The sequence below is a fragment of the Rothia kristinae NBRC 15354 genome (assembly GCF_001570865.1).
GTDB classification, from domain to species: domain Bacteria; phylum Actinomycetota; class Actinomycetes; order Actinomycetales; family Micrococcaceae; genus Rothia; species Rothia kristinae.
Genome location: NZ_BCSM01000009.1, coordinates 13,202 through 37,504, shown reverse-complemented (window position 1 = coordinate 37,504; position 24,303 = coordinate 13,202). Strand labels below are relative to the sequence as shown.

20 protein-coding genes and 3 tRNA genes are annotated in these 24,303 nt (G+C 73.7%); 6 read left to right on the top strand and 17 right to left on the bottom strand.

Going from position 1 to position 24,303, the window contains the following annotated elements; genetic code table 11:
* Positions 1–74: 74 nt before the first annotated feature.
* From KKR01S_RS06625 to KKR01S_RS06590, 8 genes are all read right to left on the bottom strand, one after another.
* Complete coding sequence (locus KKR01S_RS06625) at positions 75–1,166, bottom strand: UDP-N-acetylmuramate dehydrogenase (protein ID WP_061225608.1); 1,092 nt, start codon at positions 1,164–1,166, stop codon at positions 75–77.
* Positions 1,167–1,263: 97 nt separating this feature from the next.
* Positions 1,264–2,511, bottom strand: a complete 1,248-nt coding sequence (locus KKR01S_RS06620; protein WP_061225607.1) for an MFS transporter — start codon at positions 2,509–2,511, stop codon at positions 1,264–1,266.
* 181 nt (positions 2,512–2,692) lie between these two features.
* The gene (locus KKR01S_RS06615) at positions 2,693–3,154 is read right to left on the bottom strand and encodes a MaoC family dehydratase (RefSeq protein ID WP_061225606.1); all 462 of its coding nucleotides are present in this window, start codon (positions 3,152–3,154) and stop codon (positions 2,693–2,695) included.
* Positions 3,151–3,618 (bottom strand): FAS1-like dehydratase domain-containing protein, encoded by a 468-nt coding sequence (locus tag KKR01S_RS06610; RefSeq protein ID WP_061225605.1) that lies wholly within the window; start codon positions 3,616–3,618, stop codon positions 3,151–3,153. Before KKR01S_RS06610 ends, KKR01S_RS06615 begins: the two co-directional genes overlap by 4 nt.
* A 135-nt stretch (positions 3,619–3,753) precedes the next feature.
* Positions 3,754–3,827 (bottom strand) — tRNA-Met (locus tag KKR01S_RS06605).
* Between the two features lie 55 nt (positions 3,828–3,882).
* A tRNA-Thr gene (locus tag KKR01S_RS06600) sits at positions 3,883–3,954 on the bottom strand.
* 105 nt (positions 3,955–4,059) lie between these two features.
* Positions 4,060–6,150 carry a DEAD/DEAH box helicase gene (locus KKR01S_RS06595; protein ID WP_061225604.1) on the bottom strand — a complete coding sequence of 697 codons (2,091 nt, stop codon included), beginning with the start codon at positions 6,148–6,150 and terminating at the stop codon, positions 4,060–4,062.
* A gap of 388 nt (positions 6,151–6,538) precedes the next feature.
* Positions 6,539–8,098: a DUF2079 domain-containing protein gene (locus KKR01S_RS06590; protein ID WP_414602872.1), complete on the bottom strand. Its 1,560-nt coding sequence runs from the start codon at positions 8,096–8,098 to the stop codon at positions 6,539–6,541.
* A 160-nt stretch (positions 8,099–8,258) separates the two neighbouring features.
* Here KKR01S_RS06590 and KKR01S_RS06585 point away from each other — a divergent pair, with 160 nt between their 5' ends.
* Complete coding sequence (locus KKR01S_RS06585; protein WP_064725839.1) at positions 8,259–9,320, top strand: DNA-3-methyladenine glycosylase family protein; 1,062 nt, start codon at positions 8,259–8,261, stop codon at positions 9,318–9,320.
* 94 nt (positions 9,321–9,414) lie between these two features.
* Here the strand turns inward: KKR01S_RS06585 and trxA are convergent, their stop codons facing one another.
* The 3 genes from trxA to KKR01S_RS06570 all read right to left on the bottom strand — a co-directional run bounded on the left by trxA (position 9,415) and on the right by KKR01S_RS06570 (position 10,610).
* The gene (gene trxA, locus KKR01S_RS06580) at positions 9,415–9,834 is read right to left on the bottom strand and encodes a thioredoxin (RefSeq protein WP_058730738.1); all 420 of its coding nucleotides are present in this window, start codon (positions 9,832–9,834) and stop codon (positions 9,415–9,417) included.
* Positions 9,835–10,042: 208 nt separating this feature from the next.
* Positions 10,043–10,124: transfer RNA gene (locus tag KKR01S_RS06575), tRNA-Tyr, on the bottom strand.
* 186 nt (positions 10,125–10,310) lie between these two features.
* Positions 10,311–10,610, bottom strand: coding sequence for a hypothetical protein (locus KKR01S_RS06570; RefSeq protein ID WP_058730737.1), 300 nt, complete (start codon positions 10,608–10,610; stop codon positions 10,311–10,313).
* Positions 10,611–10,764: 154 nt separating this feature from the next.
* On the opposite strand from KKR01S_RS06570, the gene KKR01S_RS06565 reads away from it, so the two are divergent.
* Positions 10,765–11,256, top strand: coding sequence for a YajQ family cyclic di-GMP-binding protein (locus KKR01S_RS06565; protein WP_058730736.1), 492 nt, complete (start codon positions 10,765–10,767; stop codon positions 11,254–11,256).
* 95 nt (positions 11,257–11,351) lie between these two features.
* On the opposite strand, the gene htpX is transcribed toward KKR01S_RS06565, so the two are convergent.
* Positions 11,352–12,233, bottom strand: coding sequence for a zinc metalloprotease HtpX (gene htpX, locus KKR01S_RS06560; RefSeq protein ID WP_061225601.1), 882 nt, complete (start codon positions 12,231–12,233; stop codon positions 11,352–11,354).
* Positions 12,234–12,389: 156 nt separating this feature from the next.
* Positions 12,390–14,354, bottom strand: a complete 1,965-nt coding sequence (locus KKR01S_RS06555) for a sigma-70 family RNA polymerase sigma factor (protein WP_061225600.1) — start codon at positions 14,352–14,354, stop codon at positions 12,390–12,392.
* 506 nt (positions 14,355–14,860) lie between these two features.
* On the opposite strand from KKR01S_RS06555, the gene KKR01S_RS06550 reads away from it, so the two are divergent.
* Both KKR01S_RS06550 and KKR01S_RS06545 read left to right on the top strand, forming a co-directional pair.
* Positions 14,861–15,358, top strand: coding sequence for a Fur family transcriptional regulator (locus KKR01S_RS06550; RefSeq protein WP_081046198.1), 498 nt, complete (start codon positions 14,861–14,863; stop codon positions 15,356–15,358).
* A 93-nt stretch (positions 15,359–15,451) separates the two neighbouring features.
* Positions 15,452–16,936, top strand: a complete 1,485-nt coding sequence (locus tag KKR01S_RS06545; protein WP_058730733.1) for a catalase — start codon at positions 15,452–15,454, stop codon at positions 16,934–16,936.
* 159 nt (positions 16,937–17,095) lie between these two features.
* On the opposite strand, the gene KKR01S_RS06540 is transcribed toward KKR01S_RS06545, so the two are convergent.
* Complete coding sequence (locus KKR01S_RS06540) at positions 17,096–18,628, bottom strand: SseB family protein (RefSeq protein ID WP_058731834.1); 1,533 nt, start codon at positions 18,626–18,628, stop codon at positions 17,096–17,098.
* A gap of 118 nt (positions 18,629–18,746) precedes the next feature.
* Here KKR01S_RS06540 and KKR01S_RS11050 point away from each other — a divergent pair, with 118 nt between their 5' ends.
* Complete coding sequence (locus tag KKR01S_RS11050) at positions 18,747–20,231, top strand: DUF6882 domain-containing protein (RefSeq protein WP_058731835.1); 1,485 nt, start codon at positions 18,747–18,749, stop codon at positions 20,229–20,231.
* A gap of 107 nt (positions 20,232–20,338) precedes the next feature.
* On the opposite strand, the gene KKR01S_RS06530 is transcribed toward KKR01S_RS11050, so the two are convergent.
* The 3 genes from KKR01S_RS06530 to KKR01S_RS06520 all read right to left on the bottom strand — a co-directional run bounded on the left by KKR01S_RS06530 (position 20,339) and on the right by KKR01S_RS06520 (position 23,579).
* On the bottom strand, positions 20,339–21,466 hold the full coding sequence (locus KKR01S_RS06530; protein ID WP_081047796.1) for a polyprenyl synthetase family protein: 1,128 nt from the start codon (positions 21,464–21,466) through the stop codon (positions 20,339–20,341).
* Positions 21,467–21,541: 75 nt separating this feature from the next.
* On the bottom strand, positions 21,542–22,873 hold the full coding sequence (locus tag KKR01S_RS06525) for a geranylgeranyl reductase family protein (protein WP_058743764.1): 1,332 nt from the start codon (positions 22,871–22,873) through the stop codon (positions 21,542–21,544).
* Between the two features lie 4 nt (positions 22,874–22,877).
* The gene (locus KKR01S_RS06520) at positions 22,878–23,579 is read right to left on the bottom strand and encodes a demethylmenaquinone methyltransferase (RefSeq protein ID WP_058731829.1); all 702 of its coding nucleotides are present in this window, start codon (positions 23,577–23,579) and stop codon (positions 22,878–22,880) included.
* Positions 23,580–23,646: 67 nt separating this feature from the next.
* Here KKR01S_RS06520 and KKR01S_RS06515 point away from each other — a divergent pair, with 67 nt between their 5' ends.
* On the top strand, positions 23,647–24,294 hold the full coding sequence (locus KKR01S_RS06515) for a TetR/AcrR family transcriptional regulator (RefSeq protein WP_061225599.1): 648 nt from the start codon (positions 23,647–23,649) through the stop codon (positions 24,292–24,294).
* Positions 24,295–24,303 lie beyond the last annotated feature (9 nt).

The following is a 24,303-nucleotide window of genomic DNA, read 5'->3' as shown; positions in this document are numbered from 1 at the left end:
CGGGGCGGCCACCCGGGCCGCCCCGGCCGCGCCCCGCCTCACCTGCGAGGCCCGCGGGGTCCGGCGGGGTCCCGTCAGATCCGGGTGCCGACCACCACGGGCTCGGCCTCCAGGCGCACCCCGAACTCCCGCTGGACGCCCTCGCGCACCGCGCGGGCCACTGCCACGACGTCGGCGGCGGTGGCCTGCCCGCGGTTGGTGATGGCCAGGGTGTGCTTGGTGGACAGGGCGGCCCGGCCGCCGGCGACGGCCGCGGACTCCCCCTCCAGCCCGTAGCCCTTGTCGAAGCCCGCGTGCTGGATCAGCCAGGCCGCGGAGAGCTTGGTCAGGGACTCGTCCACCGCGCCGTCGGCGTCCAGCACCGGGTAGCGCGGGGCATCGGCCGGCAGGTCCGCCCCGGCGTCGGCCGAGATGATGGGGTTGGTGAAGAAGGAGCCGGTGGAGTGCGTGTCGCGGTCCGCCGGGTCCAGGACCATGCCCTTGCCGGCGCGCAGACGCAACACGGCCTCGCGCACGCGGGACGCCGGGACCCGCTCACCGACCTCGGTGCCCAGGCTCCGGGCCAGCTCCGCGTAGCGCAGGGGCGCGGAGTCCGCGCGGACCTCCAGATCGAAGCTGACCTGCAGCACCGCCCAGCGCGGGGAGGGCCCGAGCATCTCCCGCTTCAGCGCGGAGTCCCGGTAGGCGAAGGCCATCCGCTGCCGGTCGAAGACCTCCACGCGCCGTTCGACGCGGTCCCACAGCCGGGCGGAGGCGAAGTGCTGGGAGATCTCCGTGCCGTACGCGCCGACGTTCTGCACCGGGGTGGCCCCGACGGTGCCGGGGATCCCGGAGAGGGTCTCCAGCCCGGACAGGCCCTCTTCGAGGCTGCGGGCCACCAGGCCGTCCCAGTCCTCCCCGGCCTCGGCGCTCAGGCGCGCGCTGCGTCCGTCCTCGGCGCGGCGCACGGTGACGCCGGTGCTCGCGGTGTGCACCACGGTGCCGTCGAAGCCGTCGTCGCCGACCACCAGGTTGGAGCCGCCGCCTAAGATCAGCACCTGATCCCCGGCGTCATCGGCCGCGATCAGGGCGTCGATGATCTCCTGCTCGGTGCGCGCGCGCACGTAGGTGCGGGCCGGGCCGCCGACGCCGAGGGTGGTCAGTTCGCTCAGAAGGGTCTCGCTCACTCGGCCCAGTCTAGCCGCGGGCCGTCAGCCGACCAGGCCCGGCGCCCGCCGGTGCCCGCCGGGATACGGGCGGCTCGGGCAGCACCGATGTGGCGGCTCAGCTGAGCCGGTGCACCCGCTCCTCCTCCGGGGTGGCCAGCTGCGGGACCAGCAGGAAGGAGACCACCACGAGCACCAGGACGACGGACAGTCCCTGGCGCACCCCCAGCGCCTCCCCGAGCAGACCCAGGATCGGCGGGCCGCCGAGGAACGCGCCGTAGCCGACGGTGGAGACCACCGAGACCCGCGCGGAGGCCTTCATCGGGTTGTCCGCCGCGGCGGACATGCCCACCGGGAAGCCCAGGGCCGCGCCCAGGCCCCACACGAAGATCGCGCCCATGCCCAGCCACAGCCACGGGGACAGCACGAAGGAGCCCAACCCCACCACGGCCAGCACACACGCGATCCGCATGACCCGCACCCGCCCGTAGGCGTTGAGCAGACCCGTGCCCAGCAGCCGCCCGGAGGTCATCGCGGTGACGAACAGCCCGTAGCCCACGGCACCCACGGAGTCGGAGGCGCCGTAGCCGTGGGTCAGGGCCAACGCGACCCAGTCGTTCGCGGAGCCCTCGGCCAAGGCCATGCCCAGCACGAACACCCCGAGCAGCACGGTGCGCTTCTCCATCCACGCGTGGCGCACCGAGAACCTCCCCGGCACGGCCTCCGGGTCCACGATGGCCATGATCCCGGTGGTCGCCGGACGCACATCCTCGGATTCGGTGCGGGTGAAGGCCATGCACACCACCACCAGCACGATCACGACGGCGTAGACCGCCGTCATGTGCGCGGCCACGGACACGCCCAGGGCCGTCATCGCGGTGCCGACGATCGAGCCGATCACCGTGCCGACCGAGAAGCAGCCGTGCATCAGGGGCATGCGCTGCTTGCCCAGGGCCCGCTCCACGGCCGCGCCCTGCACGTTCGCGGCCACCGAGTAGGTGGCCTGCCCGAGGCCGAACAGCCCCAGCCCGATGCCGGCCAGCGTCACCGAGCCCAGCACCGACACGGCGTAGGCCAGGCCCAGCCCGCCGAGCATCATCAGCGCGAAGGTGATCCACAGGGTCCGCTGGGCCCCCAGGCGCATGACCACCATCCCGGAGGCGGACACCGACAGGAACGCCCCGAGGGTCTGCGCGAGCAGCAGCAGCCCGAGCGGGCCGGCGCTGAGGTGCAGCTGCTGGGCGATCGCCGGGACGCGCACGAGCCACGCGGAGATGGACAGGCCGCTGGCCAGGTAGATCCCGAGCACAGCGAAGAGCCAGGCGCGGTCGGTCACGGGGCGGCGCCCGGTGGTGCGGGTGATCATGGTCTTCTCCTGGCGACGCACGAGAGCGGATCCGGTGCGGATCCGGCGGCAGGTGTTGCGATGACGAGGCGGCGCCCCTCCCGGAGAGGGCGTACCCCTCCGGAGGGGCCGGGGCAGGAGCCCGAACGCCGCGGGATGCTTCCGGGCGCGGCAGGGCTGTTCCCGGCGGCGGCGCCGGGTCTCAGAGGGCGACGACCGCCTGGGCCTTGACCAGCACCTTCTGCGCGGTGCCCTCGGCGTCCGGGGCGGTGACGGTCAGATCCACCCGGGCCGTGCGCGCCTGCGGATCCAGCGCGCCGATCTTCCCGGACACGGCCAGCACGGTGCCGCCGGTCTCGGGGCTGGCCGCCCCCTCGGCATCGGGCACGGGCACGGGCTTGGTGAAGCGGGTCTGGTAGTCCACGATCGCCGCCGGGTCCTGAGCCCAGTCGACGACCAGCTGCACCGCCGCCCCCATGGTGAGCATCCCGTGGGCGATCACCCCGGGAAGCCCCACGGCCTCGGCGAAGCGCTGGTTCCAGTGGATCGGGTTGAAGTCCCCGGAGGCGCCGGCGTAGCGGATCAGATCCGCCCGGGTCAGCGGGATCTCTCGAGTCCCGATCTGCTGGCCCTTCTCCAGGTCATCGAACTGCGGCCTGCTCATGCCTGCTCCTCCCCTCGCACCAGCAGGGAGGACACCGCGGTGCACACCGGGGCACCCTGCGCGTCGGCGATCTCCTCGCGGGTCGTGATCATGGCCCCGGTTCCCAGGGCGCGCACCGCGTCCACATGCACGACGGCGCGCAGCTCGTCCCCGGCCACGATGGGCCGGTGGTGGGTGAAGCGCTGGTCGGCGTGGACCACCCGGGAGAAGTCGATGCCTGCGGTGGGGTCCTGGATCAGCTGGGCGTCGGCGGCCTGGGCGATCACGACGGCGTAGGTCGGCGGGGCGACGAGATCCGGGTGCCCGAGGGCCCGGGCGGCGTCGACGTCGGTGTGGGCGGGGTGCTCGGCGTGCACCGCGCGGGCGAAGGCGCGGATCGCCTCGCGGGAGACCTGGTAGGCGGGGGCGTCCTCGTAGACGCGCCCGGCGAGGTCTGCGGCGAGGCCCGGCTGCTGCTCGGGCATAGCTCTCCTCGTGGTCGGGATGGGGGCGCTCCCCAGCCTATCCCCCGCGCCCGTTCCCGCTCCCGGACCGGGGATGAGAGAAGGACCCCCGTCCGCCGCGGCGATGGCCGCGGGGACGGGGGTCCTTTCCGGAGGTAGCGGTGGACGGGCTCGATCCGTCGACCTCACGATTATGAGTCGTGCGCTCTAACCAGCTGAGCTACACCGCCTTACATGTGAAGCACCCGCGCGCGGCCTCAGCCGTGCGCGGGCCCTCATCATGAGAGCCCCGACCGGGAATCGATCCCGGGACCTCCATCTTACCAAGATGGCGCTCTACCACTGAGCTATCGGGGCAACGACATAAGACTATACAGACCGGTTCACAAGCCCGCCAAATCCGTCAGCCATGTCGTCCATCACAGCGGAAGCGCTGTGATGAGCTCGCCCTCGGGCGGGGCCTCAGCGGCCGCGGTAGCCCTCGCGCCCGTCGCGCTCGAAGCGGTCCCGGTGTCCCCGGTACCCGCCGCGATCCCCGCGGTCCCGGTTCCCGCGGTAGCCCCCGCGATCCCCGCGGTCCCGGTTCCCGCGGTAGCCGCCGCGGTCATCCCGGTCGCGCCCGCCGCGGTAGCCCCCGCGGGGACCGCCCTGGCCGCGCCCGCCGAGGCGTCCGCCCGAGCGTCCGCCGCCGGCGCGACCGCCGCGATCCGGGGCGATGTCGATCCGGTGGCCGTTGATCTCCAGGTCCCGCAGGGAGTCCACGTCCAGATCCTCCGGCAGGTCCACCAGGGAGAAGCCGCCGCGGATGTCGATGTTGCCGACCTGGGAGCCGGTCAGCCCGCCCTCGTTGGTCAGGGCCCCGACGATCGCGCCGGGCAGCACCCGCTGATCGTGGCCCACCTGGATCTTGTAGGTGCGCAGGCCCTCGTCGCTGCGACGCCGCGGGCCGCGCTCCCGACCGCCGTCGCGATCCCCGCGCTCCCGGTCCCGGCCGCGCGCCGGACGCTCCGGCAGCTCCTCGGCGAAGAACGGGCGCCCGTCCTGGGCGATGAACGCGATCGCGGCGGCGACGTCCTCGGCGGGCACGTCGTGCTCGGCGACGTAGCCCTCCACCAGGCCCTTGAACAGGGTCAGGTCCTCGGACTCGAGGGTCTCGGTGATCTGCTGGGCGAAGTTGTCCAGGCGGGACTGGTTCACGTCCGCGGCGCTGGGCATGTGCATCTGCTCGACCTTCTGGTGCGTGGCCTTCTCGATCTGACGCAGCATGTGCTTCTCGCGCGGGGTCATGAACAGGATGGCCTCGCCCTCCCGCCCGGCCCGCCCGGTGCGCCCGATCCGGTGCACGTAGGACTCGGTGTCGTGCGGGATGTCGAAGTTGACCACCAGGGAGATCCGCTCCACGTCCAGCCCGCGGGCGGCGACGTCGGTGGCCACCAGGATGTCCACCCGGCCCTCGCGCAGGGCCTCCACGGTCCGCTCCCGCTGGGTCTGGGGGATGTCCCCGTTGATCGCGGCGGCCTGGAAGCCGCGGGCCTTGAGCTTGTCCGAGACCTCCTCGGTCTCCTTCTTGGTGCGCACGAAGGCGATCACGCCATCGTAGTCCTCGACCTCCAGCACCCGGGTCATGGCCTCGAGCTTGTGGGAGTGCATGACCTGCATGTACCGCTGCCGGATGTTCGCCGCGGTGGTGGTCTTGGCCTTCACGCGCACCTCCACCGGGTCGCGCAGGTAGTCCTCGGCGATGCGGCGGATGGACTTGGGCATGGTCGCGGAGAACAGGGCCACCTGCTTCTCCGCGGGGGTCTGGGAGAGGATCTCCTCGACGTCCTCGGCGAAGCCCATGCGCAGCATCTCGTCGGCCTCGTCCAGCACCAGGTGGCGCAGCTGGGACAGGTCCAGGGAGCCGCGCTTGAGGTGGTCGATGACGCGCCCGGGGGTGCCGACGACGACCTGCGCGCCGCGGCGCAGACCGGCCAGCTGGGGGCCGTAGGGGGAGCCGCCGTACACGGGCAGGACGGTGAAGTCCTCGAGGTGCTTGGCGTAGGAGGAGAAGGCCTCCCCGACCTGCAGGGCCAGCTCGCGGGTGGGGGCGAGCACCAGCACCTGCACGGCCTTGGAGGGGCCCTCCAGGTCGGACAGCTCGGCCAGGTGGGACAGGGCCGGCAGCGCGAAGGCCGCGGTCTTGCCGGTGCCGGTCTGGGCCAGGCCGACGACGTCGCGGCCCTCCAGCAGCAGCGGGATGGTCTCCGCCTGGATCGGGGAGGGGGTCTCGTAGCCGATCTCCTCCAGCGCGGCCAGCACGCGCCCGTCCAGGCCGAGCTCGACGAAGCGGGGGCCGGCCGGCTCCTCGGCGGCGGGCTCCTCGGCCTGCGTGGTCTCCGCCGGAGCGGTCGCGGTCGTCTTGGTCTCGGCGGGGACAGCCTCCGCGGCGGGAGCCGGAGTCTCGGCCTGCTGGGTCTGCTCGGGCTGCGCCGGGGTCTCGGCCGACTGGGTCTCGGGGTCCGCGGGGGTGGTGCGGGCGTCGTCGGGCAGGGGGGTGGTGTTTTCGCTCACCGAAAGGTCCTTTGCTTGGCGGGGGTCGTGTCCCGGCGAAGATCTCGCCGGAGGCCGGATGTCTCCCCTCATGGCTCCGCCCGCGTGATCCGACTCCGAGTTGCAGCGGAGGACGTCATCTTCGGTGGGCGCACCCGTCCCGCTGATCTGCGGGTGTCTGTGGTCTTCAGGCGGTGCGCGCGGCGGCGAGCTCGAGATCGAGTGACGGCCTTCCGCTCCGCTGTCTCAGCGGGCGTGGGGGCGCGTCTCGGGGAATCCCGGTGTCCCCCACCCTACCCCACCGCGGTGCGCCCGCGGCCGGGGCGTGACGCACCGCTCGGTGCCCCGCACCCCCGATCGGACGGGGCCGGGCGTGGGGCGGCGTCGGACCCCTGCGGGGCGGGCACAGTCAGGCCCGGCGCAGCACCACGACGCTCTGCTCCCGGAACACGACGTCGTAGGACGCGCCGTAGTGCTCCCGGGCGTAGGCGCCCGGATCGGCGGGGCCGCGCCCGCCCCAGGTGGCGCCGTCGGTCTGCAGCACGAGGTACTCCGGGGCCGGGTCCCCGGCGGTGCCGATCCAGTGCACGTCCCGGCCCGGGACCAGGCGGGTGAGCACCGAGAGGTCCGCGGCCACGCTCACGCCCTCCGGCACGTGTTCGACGGCCCGCTGCCGCGCCTGGATCACCTGCCGCTGCGTGGCATCCGGCTCCCGCTGCCGCCAGGCCTCGGCCAACGGTCCCGAGGGCACCAGGGCCACCGCGAGGACGGCGGCCAGCACCGGCCCGGCCGCGCAGACGGCGTCCACCGTCGCTCGCGCCCGCGAGCGCAGGACGGCGGCGCGCCCGCTCGCCCCGGGATCCCCGGCATCGCCCTGGTGCACGACCTCGCGCCGACGGCGCTGCGCGGGGGCCGCAGCGCGGGCCCGCAGGGCGGCGTCGAAGACCGCGGCGAACAGCACGGGCATCAGCACGAGGCTGTAATGCCAGGTGGGCCCCCAGTACCCCTCGTTCGGGGAGAGGAAGCGCCACACGAGGGTCGGCAGACCCACCCAGGACAGCGGCGAGCGCAGGAACACCACGGCCCCGCTGAGCAGCAACAGCCCCCAGGTGCGCAGCTTGGCTTCAGGGGTGAACAGCTGGGCGAAGGCCTGCAGCGGGTCGCCCAGGGCCCGCGGCACATCCACTTTGTCCGCGTAGTCGAAGGTCCCGTGCGGATTCAGCGCGGGCAGGATCACGCTGACGGCCAGCACGCTCCAGGCCAGGCCCCAGCACGCCAGGATGATGCCGGCCGGCGCCCCGGGCCGACGCAGCGCGCCCCGCACCCGGTGCGCCGCCGCGCTGCACAGGCCGGGCGCGGGGCGGATACCGGACGCGGATCGCTGCTCGCCGGAGCCCTCCGACGCCGAACCGGACCCGGGCTCAGGCCCCGCGCCGTGCCCGTCCGCGGCGGGGGCGCGAAGGGCCGTCCAGAGGATGACCAGCCCGATGACCGCGACGGTGATGCCGAGGTCCTCCTTGACGAAGACCAGGGGCGCTGCCCACCCGGCGGCCGCGCGCAGGCGGCGCAGGGCCAGCAGGCACAGGCTCATCGCCAGCAGCGGCACCGCGAAGGCGACCTCGTGGAACTGCACCCGCACCGCCTCGAACACCCCGAAGCTGAGGGTGAAGGCCGTGCCCAGGCAGAGCCCACGCGCCCACCCGAGGAAGCGGGTGCCGAAGCCGGCGAGGATCCCGGCCCCGAGCCCGAGCAGCGCGTCCTGGGTGATCATGATGGCCAGGCCGCTGGGCCACAGCGCCCAGACCGGGCCGAGCAGGATGAGCAGGGGGTGGAAGTGGTCCCCCAGAAGGTTGAAGCCGTGGCCCTTGATGTCCACGATCGGGGCCCGCAGGTGCGCGTAGTCCTGGGCCAGCTGGGAGAAGATCGCCAGGTCCCAGGAGGGGCTGTCCCAGCGTTCCCACTGCCCCACGGACATCCAGGAGAACAGCCCCGCAGCGAGCAGCGCGCAGACCGCGCCGAGCGCCCAGGTTGCGCGTCGCGAACCCCGCGGCGCGACAGCCCGACCGGCGGCGGGGTCGGCGCTGCCGCCGGAGGTGGCGGCGCGTCGACCGCGTGAGACGATGGATCCCATGCCTGCTCCCTGCGTTCGCGAGCGTCTGCTGCGCCCGGATTCACCCGTGGATCTGGCGCGCACGCTCGCGGTGCTGCGGCGCGGCACATCGGACCCCACTGTACGCATCCGCAGCGGATCCCACGGCACCCGCGCGGTGCTCACCGCACGCATCCCGGAGGACACCGGGTCGGGGGTCACCGCGGTGCTCGAGCAGGGCCCGCACCTGGTGCCCGACGCCGCGGCGCGCGAGGCCGCGTCGGGTCCGGCCTGCTGGCCGATCCTGGTCCGGGCCTGGGGGTGGGATCCGGAGGAGATCGCGGCCTTCCTGGATCGAGCCGCCGGACTGACGGGGCTGGCCGATGACTGGCCCGGCTTCGCGGCCTCACCGGAGCACCGGCTGATCCCAGCGGACATCCGGGCGGCGTTCCGCACCCGTCCGGGGCTGCGGCTGAGCTCCTCCGGGTGGGTCTTCCGCCACGCGGTGAGCGCGGTCTTCGAGCAGAAGGTCACGGGTGCGGAGGCGATCGGGGCGTGGCAGCGCCTGACCCGCGAGCACGCGGACCCCGCGCCGTCCCCGGGTGGGACGGCCCCGGCGTGGGCGCGGGACCTGGTGCTGCCGCTGACGCCGCTGCAGTGGCGCCGGATCCCGTCCTGGCACTGGCGCACCGCCGGGGTGGATGCCCAGCGCAGCGCAGCGGTGGGTCGGTTGGCGGAGGCCGCCGGATCGCTGATCCGCGCCGAGGAGGCGCGACGACTCCCGGGCGGGGCGGCGCACGGGGTGGCTGCTCTCGCCCGGGGGCTGGCGGCGGTGCCGGGGATCGGCCCGTGGACGGTGGCCGAGACGATGCAGCGCTCCCACGGTCTGCCGGATGCGATCAGCGTGGGCGACTACCATCTGGCCCACGGCGTCTGCTACGCCCTGGAGGGGCGCGCCGGGGACGATGAGCGGATGCTGCGGCTGCTGCGCCCGTGGGCGGGCAACCGCCAGCGGGTGGTGCGCATGATCCTGGCCGCCGGGCCCCGCCGACCCCGGCGCGGGCCCCGGGTGGCCCCGCAGGCCCACCGCTTCGGGGGCTGACGACGCGGCTGCGGCCCCGGAACGGGTGTTCCGGGGCCGCGGGGCGGAGATCCCACGGTCGCCGGGCGGGCGCGGGATCGGGTGGGTGCCGGGCTCAGGCCTGCGCGGGATCCGCGGACGGGGCCTGCCCGCCCTCGGCCTGCTGGGCCGCCTGCTTCTCGGCCTCGGCGATCTGCCGGCGCACGTCGTCCATGTCCAGGCCCTGCACGGCCTCGATGACCTGGTCAAGCTGGGAGCCGTTGAGGGCGCCGGGCTGGGCGAAGACGAGGGTCTGCTCGCGGAAGGCCATCAGGGTGGGGATGGAGGTGATCCCCGCGGCGGCCGCGAGGCTCTGCTGGGCGTCGGTGTCCACCTTGCCGAAGGCGATCTCCGGGTGCTTCTCCGAGGCAGCCTCGAAGACCGGCCCGAACTGCTTGCAGGGCCCGCACCACTCGGCCCAGAAGTCCACGAGCACAATCTCGTGGTCCTGGATGGTCTGGTTGAGGTTGTTCTCGGTCAGTTCGACGGTAGCCATGTGCCCGAGACTACGCACCGACCCCGGGCGAGCCCCAGGCCTTTCACTGTGAGCACAGCATCCTGACCGCGGCCGGTTGGCACCCGCCGGCTCGGCGTCGGCCTCCGCACCCGCCGGAGGCGGGGCCGCGGCGGAGGTGGAGACGCCGAAGGGCCCCGATCCGGTGGATCGGAGCCCTTCGGGTGGCGCGCCCTGTGCAGGGCATCGGTGGCAGGTGAGGGATTCGAACCCCCGTAGGCAGTGCCAGCTGATTTACAGTCAGCCCCCTTTGGCCGCTCGGGTAACCTGCCGAGCCTCCGCCGCGCCGGCGCCTCGGCCGTCACGATGGATCATCGCTCCCGCAAGCGGGAGCGGATACCACCGTAGCGGACCCGAGCCTCCCGGCACAAACCCCGGCCCCTGCGCGGACCCGACCTGTGAGCAACGGCACCGGGAGGGGCGCTCTCTCTCCCGAGGTCCGCCGCATCGGGCCCGCCTCACCGACCGCCGGGCACGCGCGGCGGCGTGTGCTGCTCGACCAGCAGCGCGGCCTCGATGCGGGCCAGGAACCGGGCGGACTGCCGGGCGCTGATCTCCCCGCGGGCCACCGCCGCGCGCAGGTCCTCTCGGACCCCGCGATGCCGGGCCACCAGATCCGCCCGGTGCAGGCCCGCGGCGGGCACCGGGGCGGAACCGGGACGGGGGCGCGACGGCGCGGGAACGGGCAGGGCGGCGACGGCGCCTGCCTCCAGCTCGCCGGGGAGGACTCCGTGGGGAAGGACGGTGTGCATCTGCATGACTCCCACCCTCGGACGCCCGCCTGTGCCCCTGGTGAGAGGACGATCAGGGCCAGGTCGGGGAACGCTGGCCGATCGCCGATCCCTCCCCCGCCGCCCGGCCCAGCACGTACCCTGGTGGAGAACATCCGACCTCGACCCCGCAGGAGGGCCCATGGCCAGCGAATCCTCATTCGACATCGTCAGCACCGTGGACAAGCAGGAGGTCTCCAACGCGCTGAACCAGGCGCAGAAGGAGGTGTCCCAGCGCTACGACTTCCGCGGCGTCGGCGCCTCCGTGGAATCCTCCGGGGAGAAGATCCTCATCAAGGCCAACTCCGCCGAGCGCGCCCAGGCCGTGCTGGACGTCTTCCAGTCCAAGCTGGTCAAGCGCGGGATCTCCCTGAAGTCCCTGGACGCCGGGGAGCCGTACCCCTCCGGCAAGGAGCACCGCATCGAGTGCTCCATCAAGGAGGGCATCGCCCAGGACCAGGCCAAGAAGATCTCCAAGCTCATCCGGGAGGAGGGCCCCAAGGGCGTGAAGGCGCAGATCCAGGGCGATGAGCTGCGGGTCTCCTCCAAGTCCCGGGACGATCTGCAGGCCGTGCAGGCCCTGCTGAAGGAGGCGGACCTGGAGGTCGCCGTGCAGTTCGTCAACTACCGGTAGCCCGCGCTCCCGCCTTCAGCGCCGACGACGCGACGCGGCCCGCGCCCCGATCCTTCCGGGGTGCGGGCCGCGTCGCGTTCGGCTGGAGCGGAAGATCAGCGCCCGGCGTTCCCGCCGTAGCCGGCCATCTGCTCCAGGCGGGCGATGCGCTGGTCCATGGGCGGGTGGGTGGAGGTCAGGCGCCCCACGTTCAGCCCGCCGAAGGGGTTGGCGATCATCACGTGGGAGGCGTTGGCGACCTTCGGGTTCTCCGGGTCCATCGGGGCCCGGGCGGTGCCGGTCTCCAGCTTGCGCAGCGCCGAGGCCAGGGCCAGCGGGTCGTCGGTGAGCCGGGCGCCGTCCTCATCGGCGTCGTACTCGCGGGTGCGGCTGATGGCCATCTGGATGATCGAGGCCGCCAGCGGGGCGACCAGGGCGATGAGCAGGCTGCCGATGACGTTGCCGCCGCGCTCCCGGTTGCCGCCGAAGAACAGCGCGAACTGGGCGATGGAGGAGACGACGCCGGCGATGGCCCCCGCCACGGAGGAGGTCAGGATGTCCCGGTTGTACACGTGCATCAGCTCGTGCCCGAGCACCCCGCGCAGCTCGCGTTCGTTGAGCAGCTGCAGGATGCCCTCGGTGCAGCACACCGCGGCGTGCTCCGGGTTGCGCCCGGTGGCGAAGGCGTTGGGCGAGAGGGTCGGGGCGATGTACAGCCGCGGCATGGGCTTGTCGGCCCGGGTGGACAGCTCCTGGACGATCCGGTACATGGCCGGGGCCTCCTGCGGGGTGACCGGCCGGGCGTTCATGGAGCGGATGGCGATCTTGTCGCTGTTCCAGTACCCGTAGGCGGAGGTGCCCAGGGCGATCAGGGCGAAGATCCAGATGAACGCGGAGCTGCGGGTCCCGGCGGCCAGCACGCCGCCGATCCCGAGCAGCACCGCCCAGAGCCCGCCGAACAGCAGGGCCGTCTTGAGCCCGTTGTAGTGCTGGTGCATGGTCCTTCGATGTCTCCTCGGATGACGACGACGGTCCGCGGACGCCCGCGGGGGACGACGAACGCGGTGCTTCAACCGTAAAGCATCAGGGTCACGGAGTGGTTGCGCAGACCTGTCAGCCAGCTGAGGACTGGCTGGGCGGTCTCGGACAGTCGGTCAGCCGCGCCAGCGCACCACGACCCACGTCGCGGTCCAGACCGGGATGGGCCGTGCGCTCGCAGCCCGCGGGGCAGCAGCGCGCGGAGCATACGCCCGGGGCTCCCCCATCGGCAGCTCACCAGCGGGCAGCCCCTCATCCCCGGTCTCCTCGACCACACCGACCCCCGCGGCACGAGGGAGCCGCGCCTGGGGAACCGGCTGCCCGTCCTCCGGGAGGTCCGCGGGTGCCGCGGAGGCCGGAGTCTGCGGCCCGGCCGCGTCCTCGGCCACGGCGTCCCCGGCCGCAGCATCCTCGACCGCGGCTTCCCCGCCTGCATCCTGCTCGCTCGCGCTCTCCCCGGCGGCCACCGGCCCGGTCTCCGGCTGCGGCTCCGGGTCCACCGGATCCGGAAGCACCGGGGACTGCGCCCCGGTCGCGGGCCGCTGCGCCGCAGGGACGGGGCCGGGATCGACATCGATCGGCACGAGGTCGGTCTCCGGCTGCGCCTGTGCGGGCACCGCGGCCGCGGCGGTGCGGATCACCGGCTCCTCCGCGGGCTCCGCCGAGGGCCCGGAGGCCTCCGGCTCGGCGTCGGCGGGCCGCACCTGGGCGCTGCTGAAGGAGGCCTGCGGCACCGGCACCGCGCTCCCCCGATCCTCGACGGGGGACGAGGACCCGTCGGCGCGCCCGGCGGGTCCGGCCTCACCGGAGGAGCCCCCCTCGCCTCGGATCCCCTGGCCGTTCCCGCGGTCCGGCTCGGGCGAAGCCGTGGTGCGCGCGGCGAGGACCGTGCGCACCAGCACCGGACGCTCCGCCTCCTCACGCGCCGCCGGTGCGCCGGCTGCGGCCCGCGGGGCGGTCTCGGTCTCCGCGAACTCGGTGGGTGGGAGTCGCGACGGGGAGGACGGGGCATCGGCTTCCGATGACGGCGCGGAGATCTCCGCCTCGATGGTGGGCGAGGGCCGGGCTCCCTCCGGAGGCAGCTGTACGGTGGAGGCGAACAACGCGACCGCGGCCAGGGCCGAACCGAGCCGCACCCGCCGCCACCCGGGATGTCCCGCACCCAGGTGCGCGCGCCCGGAGGGCGCGTGTCGGGGCGGATCCGCGATTCCCCGGGGAGATGCCGCGCCGTCGGCCACGGGACCCGACGCCGCGCCGACGGCGGCCAGGGCGTGAGCCCGCTGCCCGCCGTGCAGCAGGACTCCGCCCAGGAGCATCCCCGGCAGCACCCAACCGCGCATCAGATCGGAGGTGCTGACCAGCGCCAGGTGCTCGGCGGAGCAGCGCGGGCAGGTCTCCAGATGCCGCAGCAGGCGCCGACGACGAGCAGACGTCAGGCGCCCGCGCACCAGCTGCGGGAGCATCGGCGCATATTCGGCGCACTCCCCCGTCGCCGGACGCAGCGCATAGTGGGAGAGATACCCTTCCCGGAGGCGTTCGCGGGCCCGCACGGCGGCCTGGGAGACGGCGTTGGGCGTCATCTCCAGCTCCGCCGCCAGCTCGCGAGGCGCACGCCCTTCCACATCCAGACCCCACAGGATGGTGCGCCAGCGCGGGGGCAGATCCTGATAGGCGCGGGTGACGATGCGGGCCTCCTCGCGGCGGCCCACCACGGCCTCGGTGGTCTCCGCCAGCGGCAGCGCCTCCGGGGACTGCGGATCCTGCGGGGCGGGGCCGCTGCGGCGCTCGCGCACCACCGTGGCGACCGTTCGCATCAGGTACCGCAGGAAGGCCCGACGGGGCCCTCTGCCGTCGGCGAGCATCCCGAGGATGCGCACGAAGGCCTCGGCGACGGCGTCCTCGGCCTCCTCCGGGTTCGCGCCGGAGCGTCGGGCGATCCGCACCGCGGTGCGCGCATGGCGCTGATACAGCCGCTCGGCCACACCGGCCGGGTCCTCCGGGTACCGGCGCAGCAGCGCCTCGTCCTTCTCCGGCGTCTGCGACCCCTCGGCCGCGCTGCCCGCCGCGTCTTCCGGTTGCATCACGAAACATTCACCCCCGATATTCCGAGACCCTGTCCCCCGGGCACTCGTCCCGATAACCTTAGGCCAGGATGGGCGCGGAAGCATCGCATCGAACGACGCAAGAGTCGCCACAGGATGCTCGTCATCGCAGCGTGAGAGTCCGACGACGCCGGGGCCATCCCGATGCACCGGGATACCCGGGTGCGCCCCGCCCTGCTCCATCCCCCATGGAGCACATCCCCCGATGGGGCGGCGACGCACCCGCGCCTGGCTCCCCCCTGCCAGGCGCCCCCGGAATGCGGATCCGGACATCCCCCATGTCCCGGTCCGCGAGCGGGCGGCCGCATCCCCCGATACGGGCTGCCGCGGTGTCGGGGCCTCCTCCCCGGAGGCCCCGACACCTTCTCCAGAGCACCGCGACCCCGGATCGTGACGCGATTTCAGCCGCAGATCTTCCATGATCCATATCACTCGCCCAGCGGCCTCCTATTGTGAGTGGCTCAGAATAACGCTAGGGTGGTTCCATGACCTCACAGACCACGCCGACGCACCCTCCGGCCCACGACGCCGCGGCCCTGCGCGCGCAGTGGTCGGACGAGCTGCGCTCCCTGGGCCGTCGGGTGACCCGGCAGCGCCTGGCCGTGCTGCACACCGTGCATCGGCACCAGCACTCCACCGCCGAGGAGATCGTCCGCCACGTGCGCGCCGTGCTGCCGAGCATCACCGTGCAGTCCGTCTACGTGGTGCTGGCCGACCTCACCGCGGTCGGCATGCTCCGGAAGTTCCAGCCGCCCGGCACCCCGGGGCTGTACGAGACCCGCGCCAACGACAACCACCACCACAGCGTGTGCGTGGACTGCGGGCGCGTGGAGGACGTGGACTGCGCCGTCGGGCAGGCCCCGTGTCTGCACCCGAGCCAGACCCATGGGATGCAGATCCTCAGCGCCGACGTCGTCTTCCGCGCCCTGTGCCCGCAGTGCCGGGCCGCCCGGGAGCGCGCCGAGGCCGAGTCCCGGGACTGATCCCGGGGTCGCCATCTCAGACCACCCGAACCGCTCCGCACCCGCGGAGCCCGGGCCCATCCCCAGTCACACCCACGACGAAGGAGATCCACCATGACCGAACAGCAGTTCGATCCCCATCGCCCCTCCACCACCGAGACCGGCGTGCCGCGCCAGTCCGACGAGTACTCGCTGAGCGTCGGCGCCAACGGCCCGCTGCTGCTGCACGACGTCGAGCTGGTCCAGAAGCTGGCCCGCTTCGACCGCGAGCGCGTCCCGGAGCGCTCCCCGCACGCGAAGGGCTCCGGCGCCTTCGGCGAGCTGGAGATCACCGAGGACATCTCCGCGTACACCTACGCGAAGTTCCTGCAGAAGGGCACCAAGACCCCGATGCTCGCGCGCTTCTCCACCGTGGCCGGTGAGCTGGGCTCCCCGGACACCTGGCGCGATGTTCGCGGGTTCTCGCTGAAGTTCTACACCGAGGACGGCAACTTCGACATGGTCGGGAACAACACGCCGATCTTCTTCATGCGCGACCCGATCAAGTTCCCGGACTTCATCCACTCGCAGAAGCGCACCGCCGACTCCGGTCTGCGCAGCGCCAACATGCAGTGGGACTTCTGGACGCTGTCCCCGGAGTCGGCCCACCAGGTCTCCTACCTCATGGGCGATCGCGGGCTGCCGCGCAGCTGGCGGCACATGAACGGGTACTCCTCCCACACCTACATGCTGGTCAATGCGGAGGGGAAGAAGACCTGGGTCAAGTGGCACTTCATCTCCGAGCAGGGCGTGGAGAACATGACCAACGAGGAGGCCGAGCGGCTGGCCGGCTCCGACGGGGATTACCACCGCCGGGACCTGTTCGACGCGATCCAGCGCGGGGAGTACCCGTCCTGGTCCGTGGAGATGCAGTTCATGCCCTACGAGGACGCGAAGGACTACCGCTTCAACCCCTTCGACCTGACGAAGGTCTGGCCGCAGAAGGACTACCCGCGCCACAAGGTCGGCCGGTTCACCCTGAACCGGAACCCGGAGAACTTCTTCGCCCAGATCGAGCAGGCGGCCTTCGCCCCGGCCAACATGGTCCCCGGCACGGGGCTGTCCCCGGACAAGATGCTGCTGGGCCGGGTGTTCTCCTACCCGGACGCCCAGCGCCACCGCATCGGCACCAACTACAACCAGCTGCCGGTCAACGCCCCGGTGGTGCCCATGAACTCCTACGACAAGGAGGGCTTCATGCAGTACCACCACTCCGGTTCGGCCGCGCCGTACGCCCCGAACTCCTACCGCTCCTACGTGAGCAAGGAGGAGTCCCGGGTGGACAACGGCTGGGAGGCCGACGGCGAGCTGGTGCGCGCCGCGTACACCCTGCACGCGGAGGACGACGACTTCGGCCAGGCCCACACCCTGGTGCGCGAGGTCTACGATGACGCCGCCCGCGAGCGCCTGGTGAACACCGTGGCCGGGATGATGGCCGACGTCGAGGAGCCGGTGCTGTCTCGGGTGTTCTGGTACTGGAAGAACATCGACCAGGAGGTCGGCGAGGCCATCGAGAAGAAGGCCAAGGAGCACCGCGGGGACGACGTCCCCGGCGCCTGATCGCCGCCCCCACGGCTCTGACCCTCCCCGGTCCTGAAGCCGTATGACCGGAAGGCCCCCGTCTCCCGTCCCCGCCTCGCGCGGGGGTCGGGAGGCGGGGGCCTTCTCGCGTGCCCGCGCGGCGGCGGGCCGAGGCTCGGGCCGCGGGATGTCCGCGCCTCAGAGACGGTCCTGCATGGCCGCCAGCTCCAGCAGCTCCCGGACCTGCTCGATGGGCAGCACGGCCGAGGGACTCAGCGCGTTGATGCGCACGTGTCCGGCGCCGGCGTCCACGGCCAGCTGCAGGGCCTGCCGGGCGGGGGCCGCGCGCAGGGTCAGCTTCGGGTCGATGGCGGCGGCCTCGGGGGCGGAGGTGAACAGCAGCATGGTCTCCGGGGTGGAGCCGTCCTCGGTCTGCACGTAGAGGGGGTAGGCGTCCTCCCCGGGGCCGTCCAGGGCGACCAGCAGTCGGGCGTCGGGGGCGATGAGGCTGCCGAGCAGCCGCGGCATGGACTCCTCGAGCAGGGCCTCCTTGGCGGTGTCCAGGTGCGGGGCGGCCAGGGCATCGGCGATCAGGGCGCGGTCCAGCCGGCAGCTGGCTCGCCCGTTGGGCTCCACGACGATCCCGTCGCAGGCAGTCTCCTCCAGCATCTGGCGCAGGATCTGAACCCCGGGGCGGGCCTGGGTGCGGAAGTCGGTGCCGGTTCCCCCGGCGGCGTGCAGGGCGCGGGCGGTGTCCTCGGTGGCGAACACCGCCAGCAGGGTCGCCCCGTCGGGGCCCTGTACGGTCTGCAGCCGCAGGGTCGAGCCGGGGCCGATCCGCTCGCCCCGCGGACCGGGGGTGAGGTCCGAGCCGGAGATGTCCAGCAGCGCCTGCCCGCCCATCAGCGCGCGCAGCACGTTGAGCTGGGTGCGGTGCTCGGGGCGGCGCCCGTAGTGCTCCAGGGCCTGCAGCAGGTCGGGATTCTGAGCGGGACCGGTGGTCGGCTGCGCGGCGGCGGGGGTGGCCTCCCGGCTCGGCGGTGTTCCGGCGGCCTCGGTGGGCGCGGACCGCTGCGCGGCGGCGGGGGGAGTCTCAGCGGGCGCCGCGCTCCCCGGTGTCCCGCCGTCCGCGGTCCCGCCGTCGGCCGCAGCCTCCGGCTGCGCGGCGTCGGACCCCGTCTCCTCGGGGACGGCCGGGGGCACGGCGAGCCCGGCCTCCTCCAGCCGCTTCGCCATCCACGCCGGCAGCGCCTCGGCGGTGCGGGGGTAGGCCCGCAAGTCCTGGGCCAGCGCCGCGGCGGTGGCCTCCTCCCCCGGAAGCCAGGAGGCGGGCTCCTCCTCGTACTCGGCGTCCAGACCCACCTGGTACTGCGGTTCGGGCCAGCCCTGGGCGTCGATGACGATGCTCGCGGACAGCCACGCCCCCGTGTCCGGTTCGTAGGAGGCCGCACGCAGCTGCTCCAGCAGCGGCACCACGGTCGTCGCGGGCCCGACCGCGCCGGTGGAGCCGACCAGCTCCTCGCCGTCGCGGATCTCGCTGATCCGGGCCAGGTAGGAGCCCGGCGAGGACCAGGCGGGGGCGAAGTCCGCGATGAGCTGGTCCCAGCCCGGGGTGGTCTGGGTGGAGGAGAGCAGCCAGTGCCCCAGGGCGTTGACCGCCTCCTGGACGCGCTGCTCGCGCTGCTGCTGCCCGGGACGCTCGGTGAGGCGGTGGCTGGGGGTGGTGGACATGGCTTCTCCTCGCGGATGCGCTGGCCGGTGGACTCGCCTTCCGAGCCTACACAGCGCACACCCCGCGGACCCCCTGGGAACCCGGCCCGCGCGGGGCATTCCTTGCTAGCCTGTCCCCATGACCAAAACGCTGCAGGATCTGATCGACGAGGCACTGTTCATCTCCACCGAGCACCAGGCGCGCCTGGCCGAGCTCACCGGGGATTCGGACTGGGACGTGGACTTCTCCGCGCCGTCGTTCACCCTGCAGGCGGACCCCTCCGTGTCCCTGACCCCGTCCCTGCTGGGCACCGAGTCCGAGCAGCGCGGCTCGTGGATCTGGTCCTGGCAGGAGCTGGGCCACTTCCCGGACGCCGTGGTGGCCGCGGCGGTGCAGGCCCGGGAGACCGGCGAATCCCTGGGCGTGCAGGAGCTGGCCACGGATGAGCTGATCCTCTCCGAGGGCCTGGCCCGGCGCCTGACCCTGGCGGCCAAGGCCGTCACCGGCATCTACGCGCACTACCCGGCCACCGCCGGCGGCGGGGTGCGGGCCTGGTTGCTGCTGGACGGCCCGCAGTTCGAGCTGCCCGAACCCACCGTGCAGCGGATGGGCCGGGTCATGGCCCAGGCCCTGCAGACCGGCACCGCGGTGCACCACCAGCGCGCGGTGGATTCCTACGCGCGGCTGCGCGGGGCGCACATCACCTGGGACACCGAGGCCTGCGCGATCATCACCGCGGCCGACGGCGCCCTGCGGCTGTGGTTCGACGACCAGCAGATCACCGGCATCGAGGCCGCCGAACCCGTGGTGGATTCCCGCGAGCTGGCACGCTGCGCCCGCGCGGCCGCCGAGCATCGCCAGCGTCTGCGCGAGGAGGGCCGTGAGGCCCTGCGCCTGGCCGCCGCGGAGGGCGAGCGCCAGCGCCGGGTCCGCGAGCAGGAGGAGGCCGAGCGGGTGGCCCGCACCCAGGCCGCCCTGGTCGAGCAGGAGGACGAGCGCGCCGTGGCCGCCGCCGCGGACCGCGCGGCGGAGGAGGAGCCCCTGCCGGAGCGGGTGGAGGAGCTCTCCCCGCGTACCGCCGCGACCGCGAGCACCGAGTCCGCCCAGCCGGAGGGCGTGCGCCGGGCCGAGACCGGCGGGGAGGGCGCGCCCTTCGACCACTCCCCCCGCGCCGACGCCGAGCCCGGCCTGGTGGCCTCCTCCCCCGTGGATGCCGACGAGGCCCAGCCGCGCACCGACCAGCACACCCAGGTCCCCGCCGCGGAGCAGGAGCCCGCCGAGGCCCCCGCCCGCCGGCAGGAGGAGCGGCAGCCTCGCTGGGAGGCCGAGGAGGCCACCGGACGCCACGAGGTCGTCCAGGAATACGCGGAATACGGGGAGGACGCCGAGGGGCTCACCGAGACCCCGGGGCGCGATGCCGAGCAGGAGCCGGAGGAGAACCTCACCGCCCTGGAGCGGCTGCGCCGGGCCAACGCCCAGGCCGGTCCGCAGGAGGCCGGGCGCACCCGCCGCGAGGAGCGGGCCGAGCAGGAGCCGGAGTACGTGGTGGAGGACCAGCAGCAGGAGGAGCAGCAGCCCAAGGGCAGGAAGAAGGGCTTCTTCAGCCGCTTCCTCGGCCTGTAGACCCACCCGCACCCGCGCACCACAGTGCACAGGGGCCCCGCGAGCGGATCCGCTCGCGGGGCCCCTGTGCACGGGTGAGCCCTCGGCTCACCCGCCTGCGGCCGGGCTCAGGCCTGCCGGTGCACCACCGCGTGGGCGAAGCTCTTCAGGGCCTCCTTGACCGTGGACTCCGGCAGCGGGGCCAGGGCCTCGATCGCGTCGTCGGCCCACCGGTAGGCGATGCGCCAGGCCTGCTCGGTCACCGAGTGCGCGGCCAGGGCCGCCACCGCCTCGGCCAGGGCGGCGTCCTCGGTCAGGTCCCCATCGATCAGCTCCACCACGTTGGCGGCCTCCGCGTCCCCGTCTGCAGCGGCCTGGCGCACCAGGATGCTCGGCAGGGTCGCCACGCCCTCGCGCAGGTCCGTGCCGGGGGTCTTCCCGGAGGTCTCGGCGTCCGCGGTGACGTCGATGACGTCATCGGCCAGCTGGAAGGCCACCCCCACCAGCTCGCCGTAGCGGACCAGCACCTGCACGATCTGCTCCGGGGCCCCGGCCAGGGTGGAGCCGTACTCGCAGGCCGCGGCGATCAGGGAGCCGGTCTTGCCCTCGATGACCTTGATGTAGTGCGCCAGCCGGTCCTCGTCCGCGGCGGGCCCGGAGGTCTCGTGCAGCTGCCCCAGGACCAGCCGCTCGAAGGTCTTGGCCTGGATGGCCAGGGGCCGGGCGCCCAGCTCGGAGACGATCAGGGAGGCCCGGGAGAAGATCAGGTCACCGGTGAGGATCGCCACGGAGTTACCCCAGATCCGGTGCGCGGCGTCGGTGCCGCGGCGGGTGGCGGCCTCGTCCATGACGTCGTCGTGGTACAGGGTGGCCAGGTGGGTCAGCTCGGTGACCACGGCGGCGTCCAGCACGTCCCCGGTGATCTCGGCGGCGCCGGCGGCCCGGGCGGCCAGCAGGGTCAGCAGGGGCCGGACCCTCTTGCCGCCGGCCTCCAGCAGGTGCCGGGCGGCGGTGTCGGCCAGCGCGTCCGTGTACCGCAGGGCCTCGCCCAGGCGGGTCTCGACGCCGGCCAGGCCCTGCAGCACGTCCGGGCCCAGGGCCTCATCCTGGGCGATCAGCTCGAAGCCGGCCGGCAGCGCGAGGCCCCCGAAGCCGGGGAACTCCTCCCGCCCGGCGGCGTCGGCGCCCTCCCCGGGCAGGGTCTGGTCCGGCTCGGTGTGTCCGGGGGTGGCTGCAGTCACGGTATCTACACTCATCTGTCGTCGGGGAACGGATCGGCCGGGCCGGTGGTGGCGGGGGCTCAAGGGGCGGTCGGTCGACCACCGGCCATCTTAGCGGGTGGAGGTGGGCGGGGTCAGGGCCTCCAGGGCGTGCACCAGGCGGTCCGTCGTGGTCCGCGGGTGCTCCGGGGTGAGGTTGGCCATGATCGCCACGGCCAGGCGCATCAGGGCGGGGGCGCGCATGCCCGCGGCCAGGCCGGCCCGCATCACGGCCGGGTGCCCGATCAGCTGGGCGCAGGCCCGCCCGAGGGTGAAGTGCGAACCCCACGCGCCGCGCAGCAGCTCCGGGTACCCGGCCAGGACCCGCTCCCGCTGGGCCGGGCCGTTGGCCCGGGCGGCGTCGTCCACGAGCTGCGCGGCGCACCGGGCGGATTCCATCGCGTAGGAGATGCCCTCCCCGTTGAAGGGGGACACCATGCCCCCGGCGTCACCCAGCAGCAGCAGGCCGGGCAGGTGCAGCGGGGTGCGGTTGAACCCCATGGGCAGGGCCGCGCCCAGCACCCGGCCCTCCCGGTGCTCGGGATCCAGCTGCCACTCCGGCGGCATCGCGGCGGTCCACCGAGCCAGGACCTCCCGGTAGTCCAGGGTGCCGAAGTGCTCGGAGGTGTTCAGGATGCCCAGACCCACGTTGGCGGTGCCGTCGCCGACGCCGAAGATCCAGCCGTAGCCGGGCAGCAGCTCCCGTCGACCGGAGCCGGGCTCGGCCCCGTCCAGCTCCAGCCAGCCCTCCATCCAGTCCAGCTCGCTCAGCGGGGAGTGGAAGTAGGTACGCACCGCGACCCCCATCGGGCGGTCGTCGCGCTTGGCCAGTCCGGCGGCGACGGCGGTGCGGGTGGAGTTGCCGTCCGCGGCCAGCACCAGCTGGGCGAAGTGCTCCTCGGTCTTCTCAGTGCGCCGCCCGCGCTCGTCGTGCACGCGCACCCGCACCCCCACGATCCGCTCGGGGTCCCGCAGGTCCGCGGGCGTCAGCCCGGAGGTGCCCGTATCGGTCTGGCCGGCGCGGATCACCTCGTGGACCGCGCGGCCCTCCAGGATCCGGGCGCCGGCGGCGCGGGCGTGGGCGGCGAGGTCCGCGTCGAATCCGTAGCGGGTGCGCACCAGGCCGTAGCCGGGGAACTCCCCCTGGGATTCGAAGGGCACGTCCACCCGGCGCCCGGCCGCGCGCAGGCGCAGGCCGCGCTGGCGGCGGTAGCCGTGCTCGGCGTCGTGGGGCAGTCCCATCAGCCGCATCTCGCGCACGGCCCGGGGGGTCAGCCCGTCCCCGCAGACCTTCTCCCGGGGGAAGCGGGTCTTCTCCAGGACGGTGACCTCGTGGCCCGCGGCGGCCAGCCAGTACGCGGCGGTGGAGCCCGCCGGGCCGGCGCCGGCGATCAGGATGCGCACCGGGCTACGCCTTCCTCGCCCGGTGCAGGGCGACGACGCCGCCGGTGAGGTTCCGGTACTGGACCCCGGCCCAGCCGACCTCGCGGATCTGAGCGGCCAGGGTCTGCTGATCCGGCCAGGCCCGGATGGTCTCGGCCAGGTACGCGTAGGACTCCGGGTTGGAGGAGAACATCCGCGCCAGCGGCGGGAAGGCCCGCATCAGGTACTCGCGGTAGATGAAGCGGAAGGGGGCCAGCAGGGGGGTGGAGAACTCGCAGATCACCAGGGTCCCGCCGGGCTTGGTCACCCGCAGCAGCTCGGCCAGGGCCGACTGATGCTCGGCGACGTTGCGCAGCCCGAAGGACATGGTCACGGCGTCGAAGGAGGCGTCGTCGAAGGGCAGGTCGGTGACGTCGGCGCGCACGAAGTCGATGTCCGGGTGGCGTCGGCGCCCCTCGGCGAGCATCCCCTCGGACAGGTCCGCGGCCACGACCTCGGCCCCGGCGTCCCGGTAGGGCACGGAGGAGGTCCCGGTGCCGGCGGCGACGTCGAGGATGCGCTGACCCGGGCGGGGGGCGAGGGCCTCGACGGTACGTCGGCGCCAGCCGCGGTCCATGCCCAGGGACAGCAGCGCGTTCATGAGGTCGTAGCGCGGGGCGACGCCGTCGAACATCGCGGAGACGTCCTCGGACTTCTTGGTCAGGTCAGCTCGGTTCACGTGTCCCATTGTGGCAGACCGGGCCGAGACCCCAAGATGTTGCACTCGGTGCACCGACCTGGTTAGGCTGAGCGCCATGTCCTCCCCCGATCGGCGCGCCCAGCGGCGCGAGAGCACCCACCGCGCGATCGCCGCCGCGGCGCTGCAGCTGATCGTGGAGCAGGGCGCCGAGGGCCTGTCCGTCGCGGAGCTGGCCCGCCGCGCCGGGGTGTCCCGGCGCACCGTGTTCAACCACTACTCCTCGATCGAGGAGGCGGCCGTGGCCCAGACCTTGTGGGAGCTGGACGAGCTCAGCGAAACCATCCCCCTGCCGCAGATCCCCGTCGACGCCGCCCTGCCCGTGGTGGTGGCCCGACTGGTGGAGGCCTTCGTCGCCAGCCCCGCCTCCCTGGAGCTGATCCTGCGACTCTCGGCCCTGTCCCGGGAGCTGCGCAGCCACCCCGCGGTGGCCCAGTGGGGTCAGCGCACGGTCGAGCACGCCGTCGGCATTCTCACCGAGCGCACGGCGCGCCTGCGTCCGGGCGCCGATCCGCTGCAGGTGCGCATCCTGTGCCTGTCCCTGGTCGCCGCCTGCGCGGCGGCCCTGGACGATCCGGCCCGCTGCGCCGGACCGGGCGGGGCGCCCCCGGAGGACATGGGGCGGCTGCGCGAGCGCACCCTGGGGGCGCTGCGGCTGCTGGCCGGGCTGCCCCCGGATCTCGGCGCCCCGGCCGACTCGAGCTGAGCCCGGCCC